Consider the following 15,959-nt stretch of genomic DNA (forward strand, 5'->3'; position numbering starts at 1 on the left):
CGGAGCGCCGATCCCCGTCCTGTGGAGCGTCAGAGGAGGGTGAGTTGGGTGGAGTGCTCTGTCGCGGGAGCCGCCGGTGACGGCGCCGCAGGCGGCGGTGTGATGCGCCGGGCGCGGGCGGAGTGTGCCGGGCCGATGCCGTACTCCTGGGCCAGTTCGTGCACATGGCGGGTGATCCGGCGCTGGTACCACTTGGGGGCGTAGGCGCCTTCCGCGTACAGACGCTCATAGCGGCGGACGAGATGCGGGTGGTGTTCGGCCAGCCAGGCCATGAACCACTCGCGGGCGCCGGGGCGCAGATGCAGCACCAGGGGCGTCACCGAGGTGGCGCCCGAGGCGGCTATCGCCCGCACTGTGGCCCGCAGTTGGTCGGGGGAGTCGCCGAGGAAGGGGATCACGGGGGCCATCAGGACGCCGCACCCGATGCCGTTGTCGGTGAGGGTGCGCACGACCTCCAGACGGCGCTCGGGTGCCGGGGTTCCCGGCTCGACGGTGCGCCACAAGGAGTGGTCGGTGAAGCCGACGGAGACCGAGATGCCGACCTCGGTGACCTCGGCGGCCTGTCGCAGCAGATCCAGATCGCGCAGGATCAGCGTGCCCTTGGTCAGGATGGAGAAGGGGTTCGCGTGGTCGCGCAGGGCGGCGATGATGCCCGGCATGAGGCGATAGCGGCCCTCCGCCCGCTGGTAGCAGTCGACGTTCGTGCCCATCGCGATGTGGTCGCCGTGCCAGCGCCGCGCGGTGAGCTGGCGGCGCAGCAGCTCCGGAGCGTTGACCTTCACCACGATCTGGGAGTCGAAGCCGAGCCCCGTGTCCAGGTCCAGATAACTGTGCGTCTTGCGGGCGAAGCAGTACACGCACGCGTGCGTGCAGCCGCGGTATGGATTCACGGTCCACTCGAAGGGCATACGGGAGGCGCCGGGCACCCGGTTCACGATCGACTTGGCGCGGATCTCGTGGAAGGTGATGCCGCGGAACTCCGGAGTGTCGAAGGTCCGCGTGGTGACCGCGTCCGCGCCGAAGAGTGCGGCGTCGTCGGCGGTCAGGTTGTCCCAGCGCATGGTGCCTCCTCGGTAGCACTGACCCCACAATAGAACACACGTTCCCATGATCGTGCGACCTGGGGGCGGCGGCCCCGGCGGGGCCCGAACGAGTGGGGTGCCGAGCGGTCACGGGCTTTCGCCCCACGTCCCGGCGGACTACGTCAACGCGCCACAATGGGGTACGCAGGACCCCGAATCCCCCGAGAGCAAAGCAGTGGAGGAAGTGCCATGGCACAGGTCGAGGCCGTGACCGAGCGGATCATCGCGGCGGACCCGGACGATGTCTTCGACGCGCTCGCCGACTACAAGGGCACGCGCGCGAAGGTGCTGCCCGAGCACTTCAGCGAGTACGAGGTACGTGAGGGCGGCGACGGCGAGGGCACCCTCGTGCACTGGAAGCTGCAGGCCACCAGCAAGCGGATCCGCGACTGCCTCCTGGAGGTGACCGAGCCCACCGACGGGCAGCTCGTCGAGAAGGACCGCAACTCGTCGATGGTCACCACCTGGACCGTCACCCCCGCGGGTGAAGGAAAGTCCAAGGTCGTCGTATCGAGCGTGTGGAACGGCGCGGGCGGTATCGGCGGCTTCTTCGAGAAGACCTTCGCCCCCAAGGGACTCGGCCGGATCTACGACGCCCTGCTCACCAAGTTCGCGGCCGAGCTGGAGAAGTGAGCCAGGAGTGGTGAGCCCGGAGAAGTGAGGCGCGCGGTGGGCCGCGCTTTCGGCGCCGTTCAGACGGCTGCGCCCGGCCCACCGCCGCTGTCCGGGCTCTCCGCGGCCCGACCGCCGCCGCTGTCCGCCCTCTCCGTGTCCGGACAGCCGCTGTCCGCCGTCGCCTTGAGCGTCCACTGGGCGACGTGCCGGCCGAGCCCCGCGTGGTGGCGTACCCAGCGGAAGTGGTCGACGCGCTTGCCCCCGGCCGCGTCCTCGCCGTACTGCCAGCGGTCGATCGCCGCGTTCGGCACCTTCGAGAGCAGATGCTCGCGCGCACCGGCGGGCGCCAGCGCGTCGTTGTCCACGCCCACCATCAGCAGCGGCAACGCGAGTGCGCGCAGGGCGCTTTCGTAGTCCACGGAGCTGCCGTCGAGCGTGTAGCGCCCCGTACGCGCCTGGCGGGCCCAGTCCCGCATCACCCCGCCCGGCTGATCGCCGCCGAAGCCGAGGCGCCGCCCGGGCCAGTGGCCCCGTAGCGCGCAGACGCCGGCGATGAGCTGGCTGCCCACGAGATTGCGCGGCCCGAGCAGGGGGCCGAAACCCCGGTACCAGACCGAGCCGCTGGCGATCAGCGCGAGCGCGTCCACGCGCTCACCGGTCGTCGCCGCGTGCAGCAGGCCGAGCTGGCCCCCGAGGCTGTGGCCGAGCAACACCAGGGGAACGCCCGGGAATTGACCGCGCACCGCGGCGAGCACCGCGGGCAGGTCCACCTCGACGATCTCCCGGTAGCCGAAGCGCACACCCCGGCCGGTGCGCGGCGCGGACTCGCCCTGGCCGCGCAGATCCACCGTCACCACCGACAGGCCCTCGCCGTGCAGGGCGTGCGCGAACGGCGCGTAGAACCTGGCCGGAGTGCCCATCGCCGGCAGGATCACGGTCACCGGTGCCGACGGATCCGCGGCACGCAGCGCGCGGAGTACGAACGACGCCCCGCCGTCGCCTGCGGTCACCGAGGCGAGTACGGGCGGCAGTTGGGCATCCATGAGAGTCCTGGCCTTCGCTGAGGCGCCTCCGCGCGTGCCACGGCGGCGGCACAACGCCCTGATGGAGGTCGCTGGTTCGGGTGGTTTCCGGCGCTTCCCGATTGTGCCCGCCGCTAGCGCGCTGTGGATCAAACACCAAGGTCCAGGTGGTGCGCATCACGCCCAACAGCCCTGGAACCGAGGGGCGTAGCCCTCCTTTGGAGTGATCCGCTCAGTTGCTCATGGTTGTCGCGTAATGCGAGAAATGGGCGGCGCAGGCGCGAACGAGGGGAGCGGATACGTGGGTGGGACGACGCTGGTGAAGGACGAGCAGGCCCCCGTGGCCACAGCGGCGGAGCAGCCCCCGCCGCCGCCCGCGGACAAGGCGCCGGAGCCCGCGCACGGTCTCAGCCCGCGCCGGGTGCGGATGGTCTTCATGGGCCTGATGCTCGCCCTGCTGCTCGCCGCCCTTGAGCAGATGATCGTCGCCACCGCACTGCCGAAGATCGTCGGCGAGCTGCACGGCCTGGACAAGATGTCCTGGGCGATCACCGCGTATCTGCTCACCGCCACCATCGGGCTGCCCGTCTACGGCAAGCTCGGCGACCTCCTCGGGCGCAAGAGCGTCTTCCAGTTCGCGATCGTCGTGTTCATCGTCGGCTCCGCGCTCGCCGGCTGGTCCCGCACCATGGACCAGCTCATCGCCTTCCGGGCCATCCAGGGCATCGGCGCGGGCGGCCTCATGATCGGCGTACAGGCGATCATCGCGGACATCGTGCCGCCCCGCCAACGCGGCCGCTACATGGGCGTCATCGGCGCCGCCTACGGCCTCGCCTCCGTCGCGGGCCCGCTGCTCGGCGGCTTCTTCACCGACCATGCCTCCTGGCGCTGGTGCTTCTACATCAACGTGCCGTTCGGCCTGCTGACCCTCGCCGTCATCGCGGTCGTCCTCAAGCTCCCCAAGCCCACCGCGAAGCCCCGCTTCGACGTGCTCGGCGCGATCCTGCTCGCCGTGGCCTCCACCTGCCTTGTGCTGCTGACCAGTTGGGGCGGTACGGAGTACGAGTGGGGGGACCGCGTCATCATCGGGCTCGGCGCCGGTGCGGTCGTCTCCACCGCGCTGTTCGTCGTGGTCGAGCGCTTCGCGGCCGAACCCCTCATCCCGCTGCGGCTGTTCCGCGACCGCACCTTCAACATCACCAGCGTCGTCGGAATGGTCGTCGGCGTCGGGATGTTCGGCGCCGCCAGCTATCTGCCGACCTTCCTGCAGATGGTGGACGGGGCCAGCGCCACCGAGTCGGGTCTGCTGATGCTGCCCATGATGATCGGCATCGTCGCCGCCTCGATCGTCTCGGGCCAGCTCATCAGCCACACCGGGCACTACCGCCTCTACCCGATCCTCGGCGGCGCCGTCTCGTCCGTGGGCATGTGGCTGCTGTCCCGCCTCGAAGCGGACACCTCGCGCCTGGACTACAGCATCTGGATGGGCGTACTCGGCGTCGGTATCGGCCTCATCATGCCGGTGCTGATCCTCGCCGTGCAGAACGCCGTGCCGACCGCCGACCTCGGCACCGCCACCAGCGCGCACAACTACTTCCGGCAGATCGGCGGCAGCGTCGGCGCCGCCGTCTTCGGCACCCTCTTCGCCGACCGGCTCGCCGACGCGCTCTCCGACCGGGTGCCGGCCGGGGCCGAGCTGCCCGATCCCGAGTCGATCACCCCGCAACTCGTGTACCAGCTCCCCGAGTCGCTGCGCGAGGGCTACATCCTCGCCTACGCGGACGCCATGCCGCGGATCTTCCTCTACCTCGTGCCGGTCCTCGTACTCGGCCTCCTCATCGCCCTGTTCCTGAAGGAGACCCCCCTCTTGTCTGCCAACTCGCCGAGTGCCGCCGCCCACAGTGCCGCCGCCGAGCCCGTCGCCCCGGTCCCGCAGGCCCGCACGTCGTACGCGGCCGGGGTGCCCGTCTGCGGCACCGTGCAGCACTCCGACGGCACCAGCGTGCCGCGCGCCGCGCTCACCCTGATCGACGTCACCGGGCAGCAGATCGGCCGCGGCGCGAGCGGCGAGGACGGACGGTACGCGCTCTCGACACCGGGCGCCGGTGCCTACGTCCTGATCGCCGCCGCGGGTGGACACCAGCCGCAGGCCGTCTCCGTCACCGTCGGCGATCGGCCCGTCGAGCTCGACGTGGTGCTCGGCGGCGCGGGCCGGCTCGCCGGTCTGGTCGTGACCGCGGACGGCACCCCGGTCAGGGACGCCGCCGTGACACTCACCGACGTACGCGGCGAGGTCGTCGCCACCACCCGCAGCGGGCGCGAAGGGGGGTATGTGATCACGGAGTTGGTGGCCGGCGAGTACACCCTCGCCGCCAGCGCCCCCGCCTTCCGCCCGGCCGCCGTGCCGGTCAGCGTGCAGGCCTCCCGCGAGACCCGGCAGGACATCGAACTCGCCGGCGGCGCCGTGCTCCGCGGCACCGTGCGGGCGAGCGGCGGCCGCCCTGTGGAGGACGCCCGTGTCACCCTGCTCGACGCGGCGGGCAATGTCGTCGACACGCTCACCACAGGCCCCGACGGCACCTTCCGCTTCGTCGACCTCTCGTCCGGCGAGTACACGGTGATCGCGGCCGGCTACCCGCCGGTGGCCACGGTGCTCCAGGTCGCCGGGGGCGGCCGCACCGAGCGCGACCTCCAACTGGGGCACGAGGACTGAGGGTTCGGGGCTCGGGGCCCGCCGGGCCACGAGGGGGGGCGACCGGCGCGGGGGCTGCGATGCGTCGGTGGCGCCGGCCCGGTCGGGAATGGGGGCGCCGCCCGCGTACCGGACCGGTCGAATTTCCGAAGATGCCGCACACGGTGGGCCGCAGCGGTCGTACCTTGGGGGTGGCACCGCAGATCTTCGCGGCGCCAGGGGAAGGAGCCCAGACCATGGAGCGTGCCACTCCGGATGGGCCGGTGACGCAGTCAGCCGTGGCCGGTCGTATTCCGCTGGCCGTGGTCGTCGTCGACGGAGCGGGCCTGGTCTCGCACTGGAGCAGCGGCGCGCGCCGCCTGTTCGGGTACGAAAAGGACGAGGCGGTGGGCCGCAGCGCCGTCGATCTGCTCCCGGTGTCCGGCGCGCTGCCCGAGGACCGGTCGGCGCAGCCCGAGGCAGCCTTCGAAGGCTATGACGAATACGGCGAGTTGGGGCCCGACCTGGAGGCCTCCCTCGGCGGCCGCACCTCCTACCCCGCGGCCGGCCGCGCCCGGCTCTCCGAAGCGGGGCACGACCGCGTCGACGTGCTGTGGTGGGCCTATCCGCTGGTGGGCCCCGGACCCGAGCGGCTGCTCGTGCTCGCCGCCGACGCGGACCGGCTGCAGGACGAGAGCGCCGCGGACGACACGGACATCACCGCCGAGCGCATAGCTCCGGGCTTCGCGCTGCACACCGAGTTCCCCGGCTCCGAGGAGCTGGCCCGCAGGCTGCCCGAGATCCTGCCCAGCATGAGTGTCGGCGAGGGCTCCCGTATCGTCGCCCAGATCCTTGAACTCGGCTATCCGGTCCTGGAGTTCAGCCAGCACGACCGGGTGCCGGTGACCCCCGACTGGGGAGTGCCGCGGCGCGCCGAGCGCAAGGCCCGCAAACGCCTCGCGGCGCAGGCCGTGGCCGCCGGTCTTCCCGCGCGGCCCGAGCTCCCGGCCGAGGACGAGGCGGAGGACCTCGAATACGCCGCGGTGCGCGAGCACCTGGAGTTCCTGAACGAGGTCAGCGGGCGCATCGGTTCGTCCCTCGACCTGTCGCGGACCATCATCGAGGTCAGCAGGGCCGTCGTCCCGCGCTTCACGGACGTAGCGGGCACCTATCTGCGCGAACAGGTCGTGGCGGGCGAAGGGTTCCCCGAAGGGCCGCCGGACGCGACGACGATGTGGCACCGCGTGGCTGTCGAGCACACCGACGAGCCGGGCCGCTGGGACGACGTCGTGCCGGTCGGCGAGTCCATGCCGTTCCCCGTGCACACCCCGTTCTTCCAGTGCATGACCACGGGCCAGCCGGTTCTGGTGCCGCGGATCAGCGAGGAGATGGGCACCGCGATCGCCGCGCAGTTCGAGAAGCGCGACATCCGGCCGCTGATCAACAACCGGTCGATGCTGGTCGTACCGCTCAAGGCGCGCAATGTCGTGCTCGGCTTCATGATCCTGCTCCGCCACCCGGAGCGCGTGGAGTTCAACGACATGGACCGGGTCACCGGCGCCGAACTCGCCGCCCGCGCGGGGCTCGTACTCGACAACGCGCGCATGTACACGTACCAGGAGAGCGTCGCCGAGACCCTCCAGGACAGCATGCTGCCGCATATCGCGCCGCGTATGTCCGGCTGTGACATCGCCACCCGCTATCTGCCGGGCACCCTCCTGGGCCGGGTCGGCGGCGACTGGTTCGACTCCGTCAAACTGCCCGGTTCGCGTACGGCCCTCGTCGTCGGCGACGTCATGGGGCACGGTCTGAACTCCGCAGCGATGATGGGCCAGTTGCGTACCGCCGTGCAGACGATGGCCGCACTCGATCTGCCCCCGGCCCAACTTCTGCGCAATCTGGACGACTTGGCGCAGCGGCTCGGCGAGCAGTACCTCGCGACCTGCCTCTACGCGGTGTACGACCCCATCGCGGGCGAGCTCAACATCGCCAACGCCGGCCATATCCCGCCCGTGATCGTGCGCGCCGTCGACGGCCGCAGCGAGCTGCTCGAACTGCCCACGGGCGCCCCGATAGGCGTCGGCGGCGTGCCGTTCGAGGCCGTACGCCTCCCCGTCGCGCCCGGCGACCGCCTGGTGATGTGCACCGACGGCCTGGTGGAGGTGCGCGGCGAGGACATCGGCGTGGGTCTCGCCACCCTCTGCGAGTCGGCCGCCCACCCCGCCGCGTCCATGGACGACGCCTGCGACACCATCATCCGCGCCCTCAACACACGCGGTGGCCGCAAGGACGACGTGGCCCTGCTCATGGCCCGTCTCAACGGCATCGCCGCCGAGGACGTGGCGAGCTGGCGGCTCGACCTCGACACCCGCGAGACGGCCCGTGCGCGCCGTCTCGTGCGGGCGCAGCTGCTCGCCTGGGATCTCGAACACGTGCTGGACAGCATGGAGTTGATGGTCAGCGAGCTGGTCACCAATGCCTTGCGGTACTCCCACAGCCGGCCGGTGGAACTGCGCCTGGTCCGTACCGACGTGCTGCTGTGCGAGGTCGAGGACGACGATCACACGCTGCCCACACTGTGCAGCGCGGGCGCCGCGGACGAAAGCGGGCGCGGCCTCACCGTGGTGAGCAGCCTCTCCAAGGAGTGGGGTGCGAGCCGTACCGGATCGGGTAAGTCCGTGTGGTTCGAGCTGACGCTGCCGCGCGGGCGCCGCTGACCCCCGCAGGGCCGTCGGTGGCCCCGCAGGGCCGCCTTTGACGGCTGTCCGGGGGAGCCCCGTGGGGGCGTGCGCCGGCACCCTTCCGTCGAACGATCAGTGAAGGTGTGCGCGGGCAGCTTGTCCCTGCTCCTCCCCTGGTTGTAGACCGATCTCTACTAGCCACTGGCGATGGCCGCCGCGGCACCTGGGGAGCTGGTCATGAGCGTTACGAATCAGTACAAGGAAGCTTGGGAGGGCTTCTGGCAGGAGGCTCCCGAAGAGCAGGGCGCGGTCTTCTGGGATGCCGAACCCGCCCTCACCGCGGGCCTCCATCTCGCCCTCTTCGAACCGCACTTGACGGCCCCCGGGCTGCCCGTCGTGGACCTCGGCTGCGGCAACGGCACCCAGACCCGTTTCCTCGCCGACCGCTTCCCGCGAGTCGTCGGCGCCGATCTGTCCGCCGCGGCCGTGGCGCATGCACGGCACGCCGACCCCCGGGGCCAGGCCGAGTACCGCCAGCTCGACGCCGCGGAGAAGAGCGAGCTGGAGCAGCTGCACGCGGAACTGGGCGACGCCAATGTGTATATGCGCGGCGTCCTGCACCAGTGCAAGCCGGAGGACCGTCAGCCCCTCGTCGACGGCATCGCCACGCTCATCGGCGAGCGCGGCCGGGCCTTCGTGGTGGAACTCGCGCAGGCCGCGGGGGCGGTGCTGCGTGGGTTCGCCCAGGGCCCGGACGGTCCGCCGCCCAAGCTGCAGCCGGTGTTCCGGCACGGCATCGCGCCCGGTGAGGTCGCGGACGAGGCAGTGCCCGAGATGTTCCGCGCGGCCGGTCTGCGGATCGTCGCCGAGGGCCAACTTCCGCTCACCACCACCGACTACGCACCGAACGGCACCCGGATCGAGCTGCCGTCCCACTGGCTGGTGGTGGGCCGGGAGGGCTGAGCCGGGGACGGCCGGGTGGGGCGTCGGGCCGTGCAGGGTCAGCGCGCCCCGGAACGGGCGAGGCGGAAGCCCACGTCGTCGACCCGGAAGGCCGGGTGGCTGCGGCGGCGCACGGAGGCGCGGCAGCTCCAGTGCTCGTCGAACCAGCCGCCGCCGCGGAGCACCCGGTACGTGCCGTAGACCTCCGGGTCGTAGAGGTCGAAGCACCACTCCCAGACGTTGCCGAGCGTGTCGTGCAGGCCCCACGGATTGGGCTCCTTGCCGGCCACGTCGTGGCTGCGCTCGGCGGAGTTGCCGCGGTACCAGGCGATGTCGTCGAGGTGTGCGTGGCGCGGCCCGTCCGTGCCGGCGCGGCAGGCGTACTCCCACTCGGCCTCGGTCGGCAGGCGGTAGCCGTCGGCGGACATGTCCCAGTCGACGCCCGCGCTCTCCGCTGTGCCCGCGTCGTCTTCGCCGTGCAGGCGGTAGGCGGGCCTCAACCCGTCGTACAGCGACAGGGCGTTGCAGAAGCGGGCCGCGTCCCACCACGAGACGCTCTCGACCGGCCGCCGGTCACCGTGGGCGGCGCTCGGCCGGGCGCCGGTCACCTCGGCGTAGAGCGCTTGTGTCACCGGCACCGCCGAGATCCGGTACGCCGCCAGGCCGACGGACCAGTCGCTTCGCGTGCGCCGGTCCGACAGAGTGACCCGCCCCGGCGGGACGGCGATCATCGCTCGGTGCGACGCGGTCGTGTCCATGGGGAGAGGAGTGTACGGGTGGGGCCGAGGTGGCCCTGACGGGAGGGGAGTCGGCCGGGCGCGGGCGGGTACCCGTATCACCGAAGTCAAGCGGCTCGTACACGCCGAATCGAAGCGGCTCGTAGTGGACGCCCTTACCGCGCAGGCCGGTTGGAGATCTTCCCGGCGGGGCATCACCCGTCAGCAAGCCCGGCTGCGCGACGAACGCGCGGCCCCCGGCGGGGGGACTGTCCGCGGGGATGCCGGCGGTCCACGGAGGGGAAGTGACGCGCCATGCATGCGCACAGGCGCGCTGGGACAAGTACGTCAAGTGTCGAGTACAGGCTGGACCGTGATCCGGTCTCCGCCGGCCGGGCGCGACGGCTGACCGCCGCGTTCCTGGCCCGGGTGCACGGCAGCGGGGCGGAAGTGAACGCCGAGGCGGTCGACGACGTGACCCTCGTCGTGTCCGAACTGGTCGCCAACGCCACCGAGCACGGCCGCGGCGGCTGCCGTCTGCGGCTGGAGAGCTCCGCCCACCGGGTGACGGTCGAAGTGCAGGACGACGGCCCTGGCAGGCCCCGGCCGGGGGTGCAGCGGGCGAGCGGCGAACGGGGCCGCGGGCTGAGCCTGGTGCGCCGGCTCGCCGAGCGGTTCGAGGTGGAGGCGGCCGCCGGCGGCGGCAAGACGGTACGGGCGATAGTCGCGGGCTGAAAGCCGCTGGGCCAACTGCCGTACAGGTTCGGCGGGAGCGGGTGACGGGTGGTGGACCGGGCCGGTGAGAGTTATCCACAGGCCTGGCCGAGGCCTTCGCCAACGCGTACGGTTTCGTTGCATGAAGATCCTCATCAGCGCCGACATGGAGGGTGCCACGGGGGTGACCTGGCCGGCGGACGTACTGCCCGGGACACCTCAGTGGGAACGCTGCCGTGCGATGTTCACCTCCGATGTGAACGCCGCCGTGCTCGGCTTTCTCGACGGCGGTGCCGACGAGGTGCTCATCAATGAAGCGCACTGGACCATGCGCAATCTGCTCCTGGAGCAGCTGGACGAACGGGCGCAGATGCTCACGGGCCGCCACAAGTCCCTGAGCATGGTCGAGGGTGTGCAGCACGGAGACGTGGACGGCATCGCCTTCGTCGGCTACCACACAGGGGCAGGCGCCGAGGGAGTCCTCGCCCACACCTATCTCGCCAACTCGATCACCGGCGTGTGGGTCAACGACACCCGGGCCAGCGAGGGCCTGCTGAACTCCCATGTGGTCGCGGAGTACGGCGTCCCGGTCATCCTCGTCACCGGCGACGACCTCACCTGCGAAGACGCCCTGGGATACGCCCCGGGCGCCCTCAAGGTCGCCGTCAAGGACTACGTCTCGCGGTACGCGGCGGTGTGCCGCACCCCGGCGCGCACCGCCACCGACATCAGGTCCGCCGCCAAGGAGGCGACCCAGCTGGCCGTGCGGCACGAACCGGTGCGGGGCGGCCCCTTCACCGTCGAGGTCGAGTTCGACGCCGAGCACCTGGCCATGGCCGCCACGGTGGTGCCTGGTGTGGACCGCCACGCGGAGCGGAAAGTGGTGTACACCAGCGAGACGATGTTCGAAGGCATCCGTACCTTCAAGGCCGTCACCACCATCGTCTCGGCCGCGGTGGAGGAGCAGTATGGCTGACCCCCAGGCAGCAGACGGGCAGGCGCTGGACGCGCAGGCGCTCGATCAGCAGGCGCTGGACGAGGTGGTGCGCTTCACCTCCGAGCTGATCCGTATCGACACCACCAACCGCGGGGGCGGCGACTGCCGCGAGCGCCCCGCCGCGGAGTACGCCGCCGAGCAACTGGCCGGTGCGGGGCTCACCCCCACCCTGCTCGAGCGCACCGAGGGCCGGACCAATGTGGTGGCCCGCCTCGAGGGCACCGACCCCTCCGCCGACGCCCTGCTCGTCCACGGTCACCTGGACGTCGTGCCCGCGGAGGCCGCCGACTGGCAGGTGGACCCGTTCTCCGGGGAGATCCGCGACGGCGTGGTCTGGGGGCGCGGCGCGGTCGACATGAAGAACATGGACGCGATGATCCTCGCGGTCCTGCGCGCCTGGTCCCGCGCGGGCGTCCGGCCGCGGCGCGACCTCGTCATCGCCTTCACCGCCGACGAAGAGGCCAGCGCCGTCGACGGCTCCGGCTTTCTCGCGGACCACCATCCCGGGCTCTTCGAGGGCTGCACGGAAGGCATCAGCGAATCCGGCGCCTTCACCTTCCACGCGGACACCGGCATGGAGCTCTACCCCATCGCGGCGGGTGAGCGCGGCACGGGCTGGCTCAAGCTCACCGCCCGCGGCCGGGCCGGCCACGGCTCCAAGGTCAACCGCTCGAACGCCGTGAGCAGACTGGCCGGCGCCATCGCGCGGATCGGCGAGCACGAGTGGCCGACGCGTCTCACCCCGACGGTGCGGGCCGCACTGACGGAGCTGGCGGCGCTGCACGGCGTCGAAACCGACGTGGGCGCCCCCGACTTCGATGTGGACGAGCTGCTCGGCAAGCTCGGCCGGGCCGCCGCCCTGGTCGAGCCGACGGTCCGCAACAGCACCAACCCGACCATGCTGCAGGCCGGATACAAGATCAATGTGATTCCGGGCGAGGCCGTGGCGTATGTCGACGGCAGGTATCTCCCGGGCGGCGAGGACGAGTTCCGCGAGACCCTCGACCGGCTGACGGCGCCCGATGTGGAGTGGGAGTTCCAGCACCGCGAAGTCGCCCTGCAGGCCCCGGTCGGCTCCTCGACGTATGCCCGTATGCGCGCTGCCGTGGAGGAGTTCGCCCCCGAGGGGCATGTGGTGCCCTACTGCATGTCCGGCGGCACGGACGCCAAGCAGTTCTCCCGGCTCGGCATCACCGGATACGGCTTCTCGCCGCTGAAGCTGCCGCCCGACTTCGACTACCAAGCCCTGTTCCACGGCGTGGACGAGCGGGTGCCGGTGGAGGCGCTGCACTTCGGAGCCCGGGTACTCGACCGCTTTCTGAGAACAGCCTAGGGGGAGTGGGGGACATGGTCCGGACGGTGCCGTACGGAGCGTGGCAGTCGCCCATCGACGCCGCGCTGGCAGCCTCGCACGACGGGCGCCCGGAGTACGCGGGGTTCGTCGGTGACGAGGTGTGGTGGACCGCGCCACGGCCCACGGAGGGCGGCCGCCGCGCGCTGATGCGCCAGGCGGGCGGAGTGGAGCGGTCGGTCCTGCCCGCGCCCTGGAATGTGCGCAGCAGAGTCATCGAGTACGGCGGACGGCCCTGGGCCGGGGTCGCCAGGGCCGGCGAGGGCCCGCTGATCGTCTTCGTCGACTTCGCCGACCAGCGTCTCTATGCCTATGAACCCGATGTGCCCGGTGCCGTTCCGCAGCCGCTGACCCCCGTCTCGCCCATCGGCGGAGGGCTGCGCTGGGCCGACCCCCAGGTGTATCAGGACCGGGGCGAAGTGTGGTGTGTCCTGGAGGAGTTCACCGGTGACGGGCCCGGTGACGTACGGCGCGTGGTGGCGGCCGTGCCCCTGGACGGCTCGGCCGCGCAGGACCGGGGCGCGGTGCGGGAGCTGTCCGACGGGCGGCACCGTTTCCTCACCGGTGCCCGGCTCTCGCCCGACGGGCGGCAGGTCGCCTGGATCGCCTGGGACCACCCCCGGATGCCCTGGGACGGCACCGAGTTGATCGTCGCCGAGCTGCCGCCGGGCGCGGGGGCCGTGCCGACCGCCCCGCGCACCGTCGCGGGCGGCGCCGAGGAGTCGATCGCGCAGGTGGAGTGGGCGCACGACGGTTCGCTCCTGTACGCGTCGGACCGCAGCGGCTGGTGGAATCTGTACCGGATGGATCCGCCACGGCCGCCCGCCGCGCTGCCGCCCACCGCCGCACCGCCCTTGTCCGCCGCGCCGCCCCTGTCCGCCGCGCCGGTGACTCCCGCCGACGGGCACGAGAGCAGTGCCGTGCGCCTGTGCCTGCGTGACGAGGAGTTCGCGGGCCCGCTGTGGAAGATCGGCCTCAGCTGGTTCGCGCCCTTGGAGAACGGCCTGGTCGCCGTGGTCCACGGCAAGGGCGCCACCGCACTCGGCGTGCTCGACCCGGAGTCGGGCGAGCTGGTCGATGCCGCCGGGCCCTGGACCGCCTGGGCCGCCACGCTCGCGGCGCACGGCACCCGGGTCGTCGGCGTCGGCGCCAGCCCGCGCAGTGCGTACGAAGTGGTGGAGCTGGACACCGCCACCGGCCGTGCCCGTGTCATCGGCGCCGAGCACGACGACCCGGTGGACCCGTCCTATTACCCGGAGCCGCAGATCAGGACCTTCACCGGCCCCACGGGCCGGGAGATCCACGCGCACATCTATCCACCGCACAACCCCCGCCACCGCGCGCCCGACGACGAACTGCCGCCCTACGTGGTGTGGGCGCACGGCGGCCCCACGGACCACGCCCCGCTCGTACTCGACCTGGAGATCGCCTACTTCACCTCGCGCGGCATCGGCGTCGCCGAGGTCAACTACGGCGGCTCGTCGGGGTACGGCCGCGCCTACCGCGACCGCCTTCGCGAGCAGTGGGGCGTCGTCGACGTCGAGGACTGCGCGGCCGCCGCGCTCGCTCTCGCCGAGGAGGGCACCGCCGACCCGGCCAGGCTCGCCATCCGCGGCGGCAGCGCGGGCGGCTGGACGGCGGCCTCCTCCCTGGCGACCACGGATGTCTACGCCTGCGGCACCGTCATCTACCCGATCCTGGACCTCGCCGGGTGGGCGACCGGCGAGACCCATGACTTCGAGTCGCGCTATCTGGAGTCCCTGGTGGGGCCGATCGACGAGGTGCCCGGCCGGTATCGCGAGCGCTCCCCGGTCCAGCACGCCGACCGGATCACCGCACCGTTCCTGCTGCTCCAGGGCCTTGACGATGTGATCTGCCCGCCCGCGCAGTGCGAGCGGTTCCTGGAGCGGATGGAGGGGCGCCGGGTGCCCTATGCCTATATCGCCTTCGAGGGCGAGGGGCATGGCTTCCGGCGCGCGGACACGATGATCCGCGTCCTGGAGTCGGAACTCTCCCTGTACGCCCAGGTGTTCGGTATACAGCCACCCGGCGTACCCAAGCTGGAACTGTCCAAGTGAGCCTGTTGCGGCGGGAGTTGTCCGGGTGAGTTCTGTCGACGGGGCCGTGTCCGCTCCGGTCAGGCCCCGTCGGCTTGTGCCGGGGGACCGGGTCGCCGTGGTCGCGCCCAGCGGGCCGGTGCCCGAGGAGCGGCTGCAGGCCGGGCTCGACCTGCTGCGCGGATGGGATCTGGAGCCGGTGGTCGGGGCCCATGTGCTCGATGAACACGCCGAGTTGGACTATCTCGCGGGCTCGGACACCGACCGTGCGGCCGATCTGCAGCGGGCCTGGTGCGATCCCACGGTGGCCGCCGTCCTCTGCGCCCGGGGCGGTTACGGCGTACAGCGCATGGTGGACCTCCTGGACTGGGACGCGATGCGCGCGGCGGGGCCCAAGGTCTTCGTCGGGTACAGCGACATCACCGCCCTGCACGAGGCGTTCGCGGTGCGCATGGGGCTCGTCACGCTGCACGGCCCGATGGCCGCGGCGGCGGACTTCCTCAAGAGCGCCCGCGCGCAGGACCACTTGAAGGCCACGCTGTTCGAGCCGGAGACGGTCCAGAGGATCGTCGGGGTGCCCGGTGCGGCGCCCCTGGTGCCGGGGCGCGTGGCGGGCGTCACCCTCGGCGGCTGCGTGTCGCTGCTCGCCGCCGACCTCGGAAGCCCGCACGCACGCCGGTCGGCGCGCGGGGGTCTGCTCTGCATCGAGGACACCGGCGAGGAGCCGTACCGCCTGGACCGGATTCTCACCCAACTCCTGCGCTCCGGCTGGCTGGAGGGCGTCGCGGGAGTGCTGCTCGGCTCCTGGGCGGAGTGCGGGCCGTACGAGGAGGTGCGTGCCGTCCTCGTCGACCGCCTGGCGCCGCTGGGTGTGCCGGTGGTGGAGGAGTTCGGGTTCGGGCACTGCGAGGGGGCGCTGACGGTGCCGTTCGGGGTCTCGGGGGTCCTCGACGCGGAGGACTGCTCGCTCACCTTCCGGCTGCCTGCGCTGAGTTGAGGCTTTCGAGCCGCCTGCCCTGAGTTGAGGCTTTCGGGCTGCCCGCACGAGTTCCGCGTTCCGCGCACGGCGGCGAACCGGAATGGCCCGCTCCTTCACTGAATCTCCGTCAAC

Annotated in this window: 12 protein-coding genes; 9 read left to right on the forward strand and 3 right to left on the reverse strand. The window is 71.8% G+C overall.

From position 1 onward, the window contains the following. Window positions 1-29 precede the first annotated feature (29 nt). Complete coding sequence (locus ACFQVC_RS03495) at window positions 30-1,061, reverse strand: Rv2578c family radical SAM protein (protein ID WP_381826245.1); 1,032 nt, start codon at window positions 1,059-1,061, stop codon at window positions 30-32. A gap of 210 nt (window positions 1,062-1,271) precedes the next feature. Here ACFQVC_RS03495 and ACFQVC_RS03500 point away from each other — a divergent pair, with 210 nt between their 5' ends. Then, entirely contained in the window at window positions 1,272-1,715 is a 444-nt protein-coding gene (locus tag ACFQVC_RS03500; protein WP_381826247.1) for an SRPBCC family protein, read from the forward strand. 59 nt (window positions 1,716-1,774) lie between these two features. Here ACFQVC_RS03500 and ACFQVC_RS03505 read toward each other — a convergent pair whose 3' ends face one another. Further along, entirely contained in the window at window positions 1,775-2,740 is a 966-nt protein-coding gene (locus tag ACFQVC_RS03505) for an alpha/beta hydrolase family protein (RefSeq protein ID WP_381826249.1), read from the reverse strand. A gap of 280 nt (window positions 2,741-3,020) precedes the next feature. On the opposite strand from ACFQVC_RS03505, the gene ACFQVC_RS03510 reads away from it, so the two are divergent. From ACFQVC_RS03510 to ACFQVC_RS03520, 3 genes are all read left to right on the forward strand, one after another. Continuing rightward, complete coding sequence (locus ACFQVC_RS03510) at window positions 3,021-5,432, forward strand: MFS transporter (RefSeq protein WP_381826251.1); 2,412 nt, start codon at window positions 3,021-3,023, stop codon at window positions 5,430-5,432. 215 nt (window positions 5,433-5,647) lie between these two features. Next, window positions 5,648-8,107 (forward strand): SpoIIE family protein phosphatase, encoded by a 2,460-nt coding sequence (locus tag ACFQVC_RS03515; protein WP_381826253.1) that lies wholly within the window; start codon window positions 5,648-5,650, stop codon window positions 8,105-8,107. Window positions 8,108-8,308: 201 nt separating this feature from the next. Further along, window positions 8,309-9,034 carry a class I SAM-dependent methyltransferase gene (locus ACFQVC_RS03520; protein ID WP_381826255.1) on the forward strand — a complete coding sequence of 242 codons (726 nt, stop codon included), beginning with the start codon at window positions 8,309-8,311 and terminating at the stop codon, window positions 9,032-9,034. Window positions 9,035-9,072: 38 nt separating this feature from the next. Here ACFQVC_RS03520 and ACFQVC_RS03525 read toward each other — a convergent pair whose 3' ends face one another. Continuing rightward, window positions 9,073-9,771, reverse strand: a complete 699-nt coding sequence (locus ACFQVC_RS03525) for a formylglycine-generating enzyme family protein (protein WP_381826257.1) — start codon at window positions 9,769-9,771, stop codon at window positions 9,073-9,075. Between the two features lie 273 nt (window positions 9,772-10,044). Here ACFQVC_RS03525 and ACFQVC_RS03530 point away from each other — a divergent pair, with 273 nt between their 5' ends. The 5 genes from ACFQVC_RS03530 to ACFQVC_RS03550 all read left to right on the forward strand — a co-directional run bounded on the left by ACFQVC_RS03530 (window position 10,045) and on the right by ACFQVC_RS03550 (window position 15,845). Continuing rightward, complete coding sequence (locus ACFQVC_RS03530; RefSeq protein ID WP_381826259.1) at window positions 10,045-10,464, forward strand: ATP-binding protein; 420 nt, start codon at window positions 10,045-10,047, stop codon at window positions 10,462-10,464. Between the two features lie 121 nt (window positions 10,465-10,585). Then, on the forward strand, window positions 10,586-11,419 hold the full coding sequence (locus tag ACFQVC_RS03535; protein WP_381826261.1) for a M55 family metallopeptidase: 834 nt from the start codon (window positions 10,586-10,588) through the stop codon (window positions 11,417-11,419). Further along, on the forward strand, window positions 11,412-12,773 hold the full coding sequence (locus ACFQVC_RS03540; RefSeq protein WP_381826263.1) for a M20/M25/M40 family metallo-hydrolase: 1,362 nt from the start codon (window positions 11,412-11,414) through the stop codon (window positions 12,771-12,773). The genes ACFQVC_RS03535 and ACFQVC_RS03540 overlap by 8 nt, the downstream gene beginning before the upstream one ends. A 14-nt stretch (window positions 12,774-12,787) precedes the next feature. After that, window positions 12,788-14,869 (forward strand): prolyl oligopeptidase family serine peptidase, encoded by a 2,082-nt coding sequence (locus ACFQVC_RS03545; RefSeq protein WP_381826265.1) that lies wholly within the window; start codon window positions 12,788-12,790, stop codon window positions 14,867-14,869. Between the two features lie 25 nt (window positions 14,870-14,894). Further along, window positions 14,895-15,845 (forward strand): S66 peptidase family protein, encoded by a 951-nt coding sequence (locus ACFQVC_RS03550; RefSeq protein ID WP_381826267.1) that lies wholly within the window; start codon window positions 14,895-14,897, stop codon window positions 15,843-15,845. Window positions 15,846-15,959 lie beyond the last annotated feature (114 nt).

The sequence above is a fragment of the Streptomyces monticola genome (assembly GCF_042665355.1).
GTDB lineage: Bacteria > Actinomycetota > Actinomycetes > Streptomycetales > Streptomycetaceae > Streptomyces > Streptomyces monticola.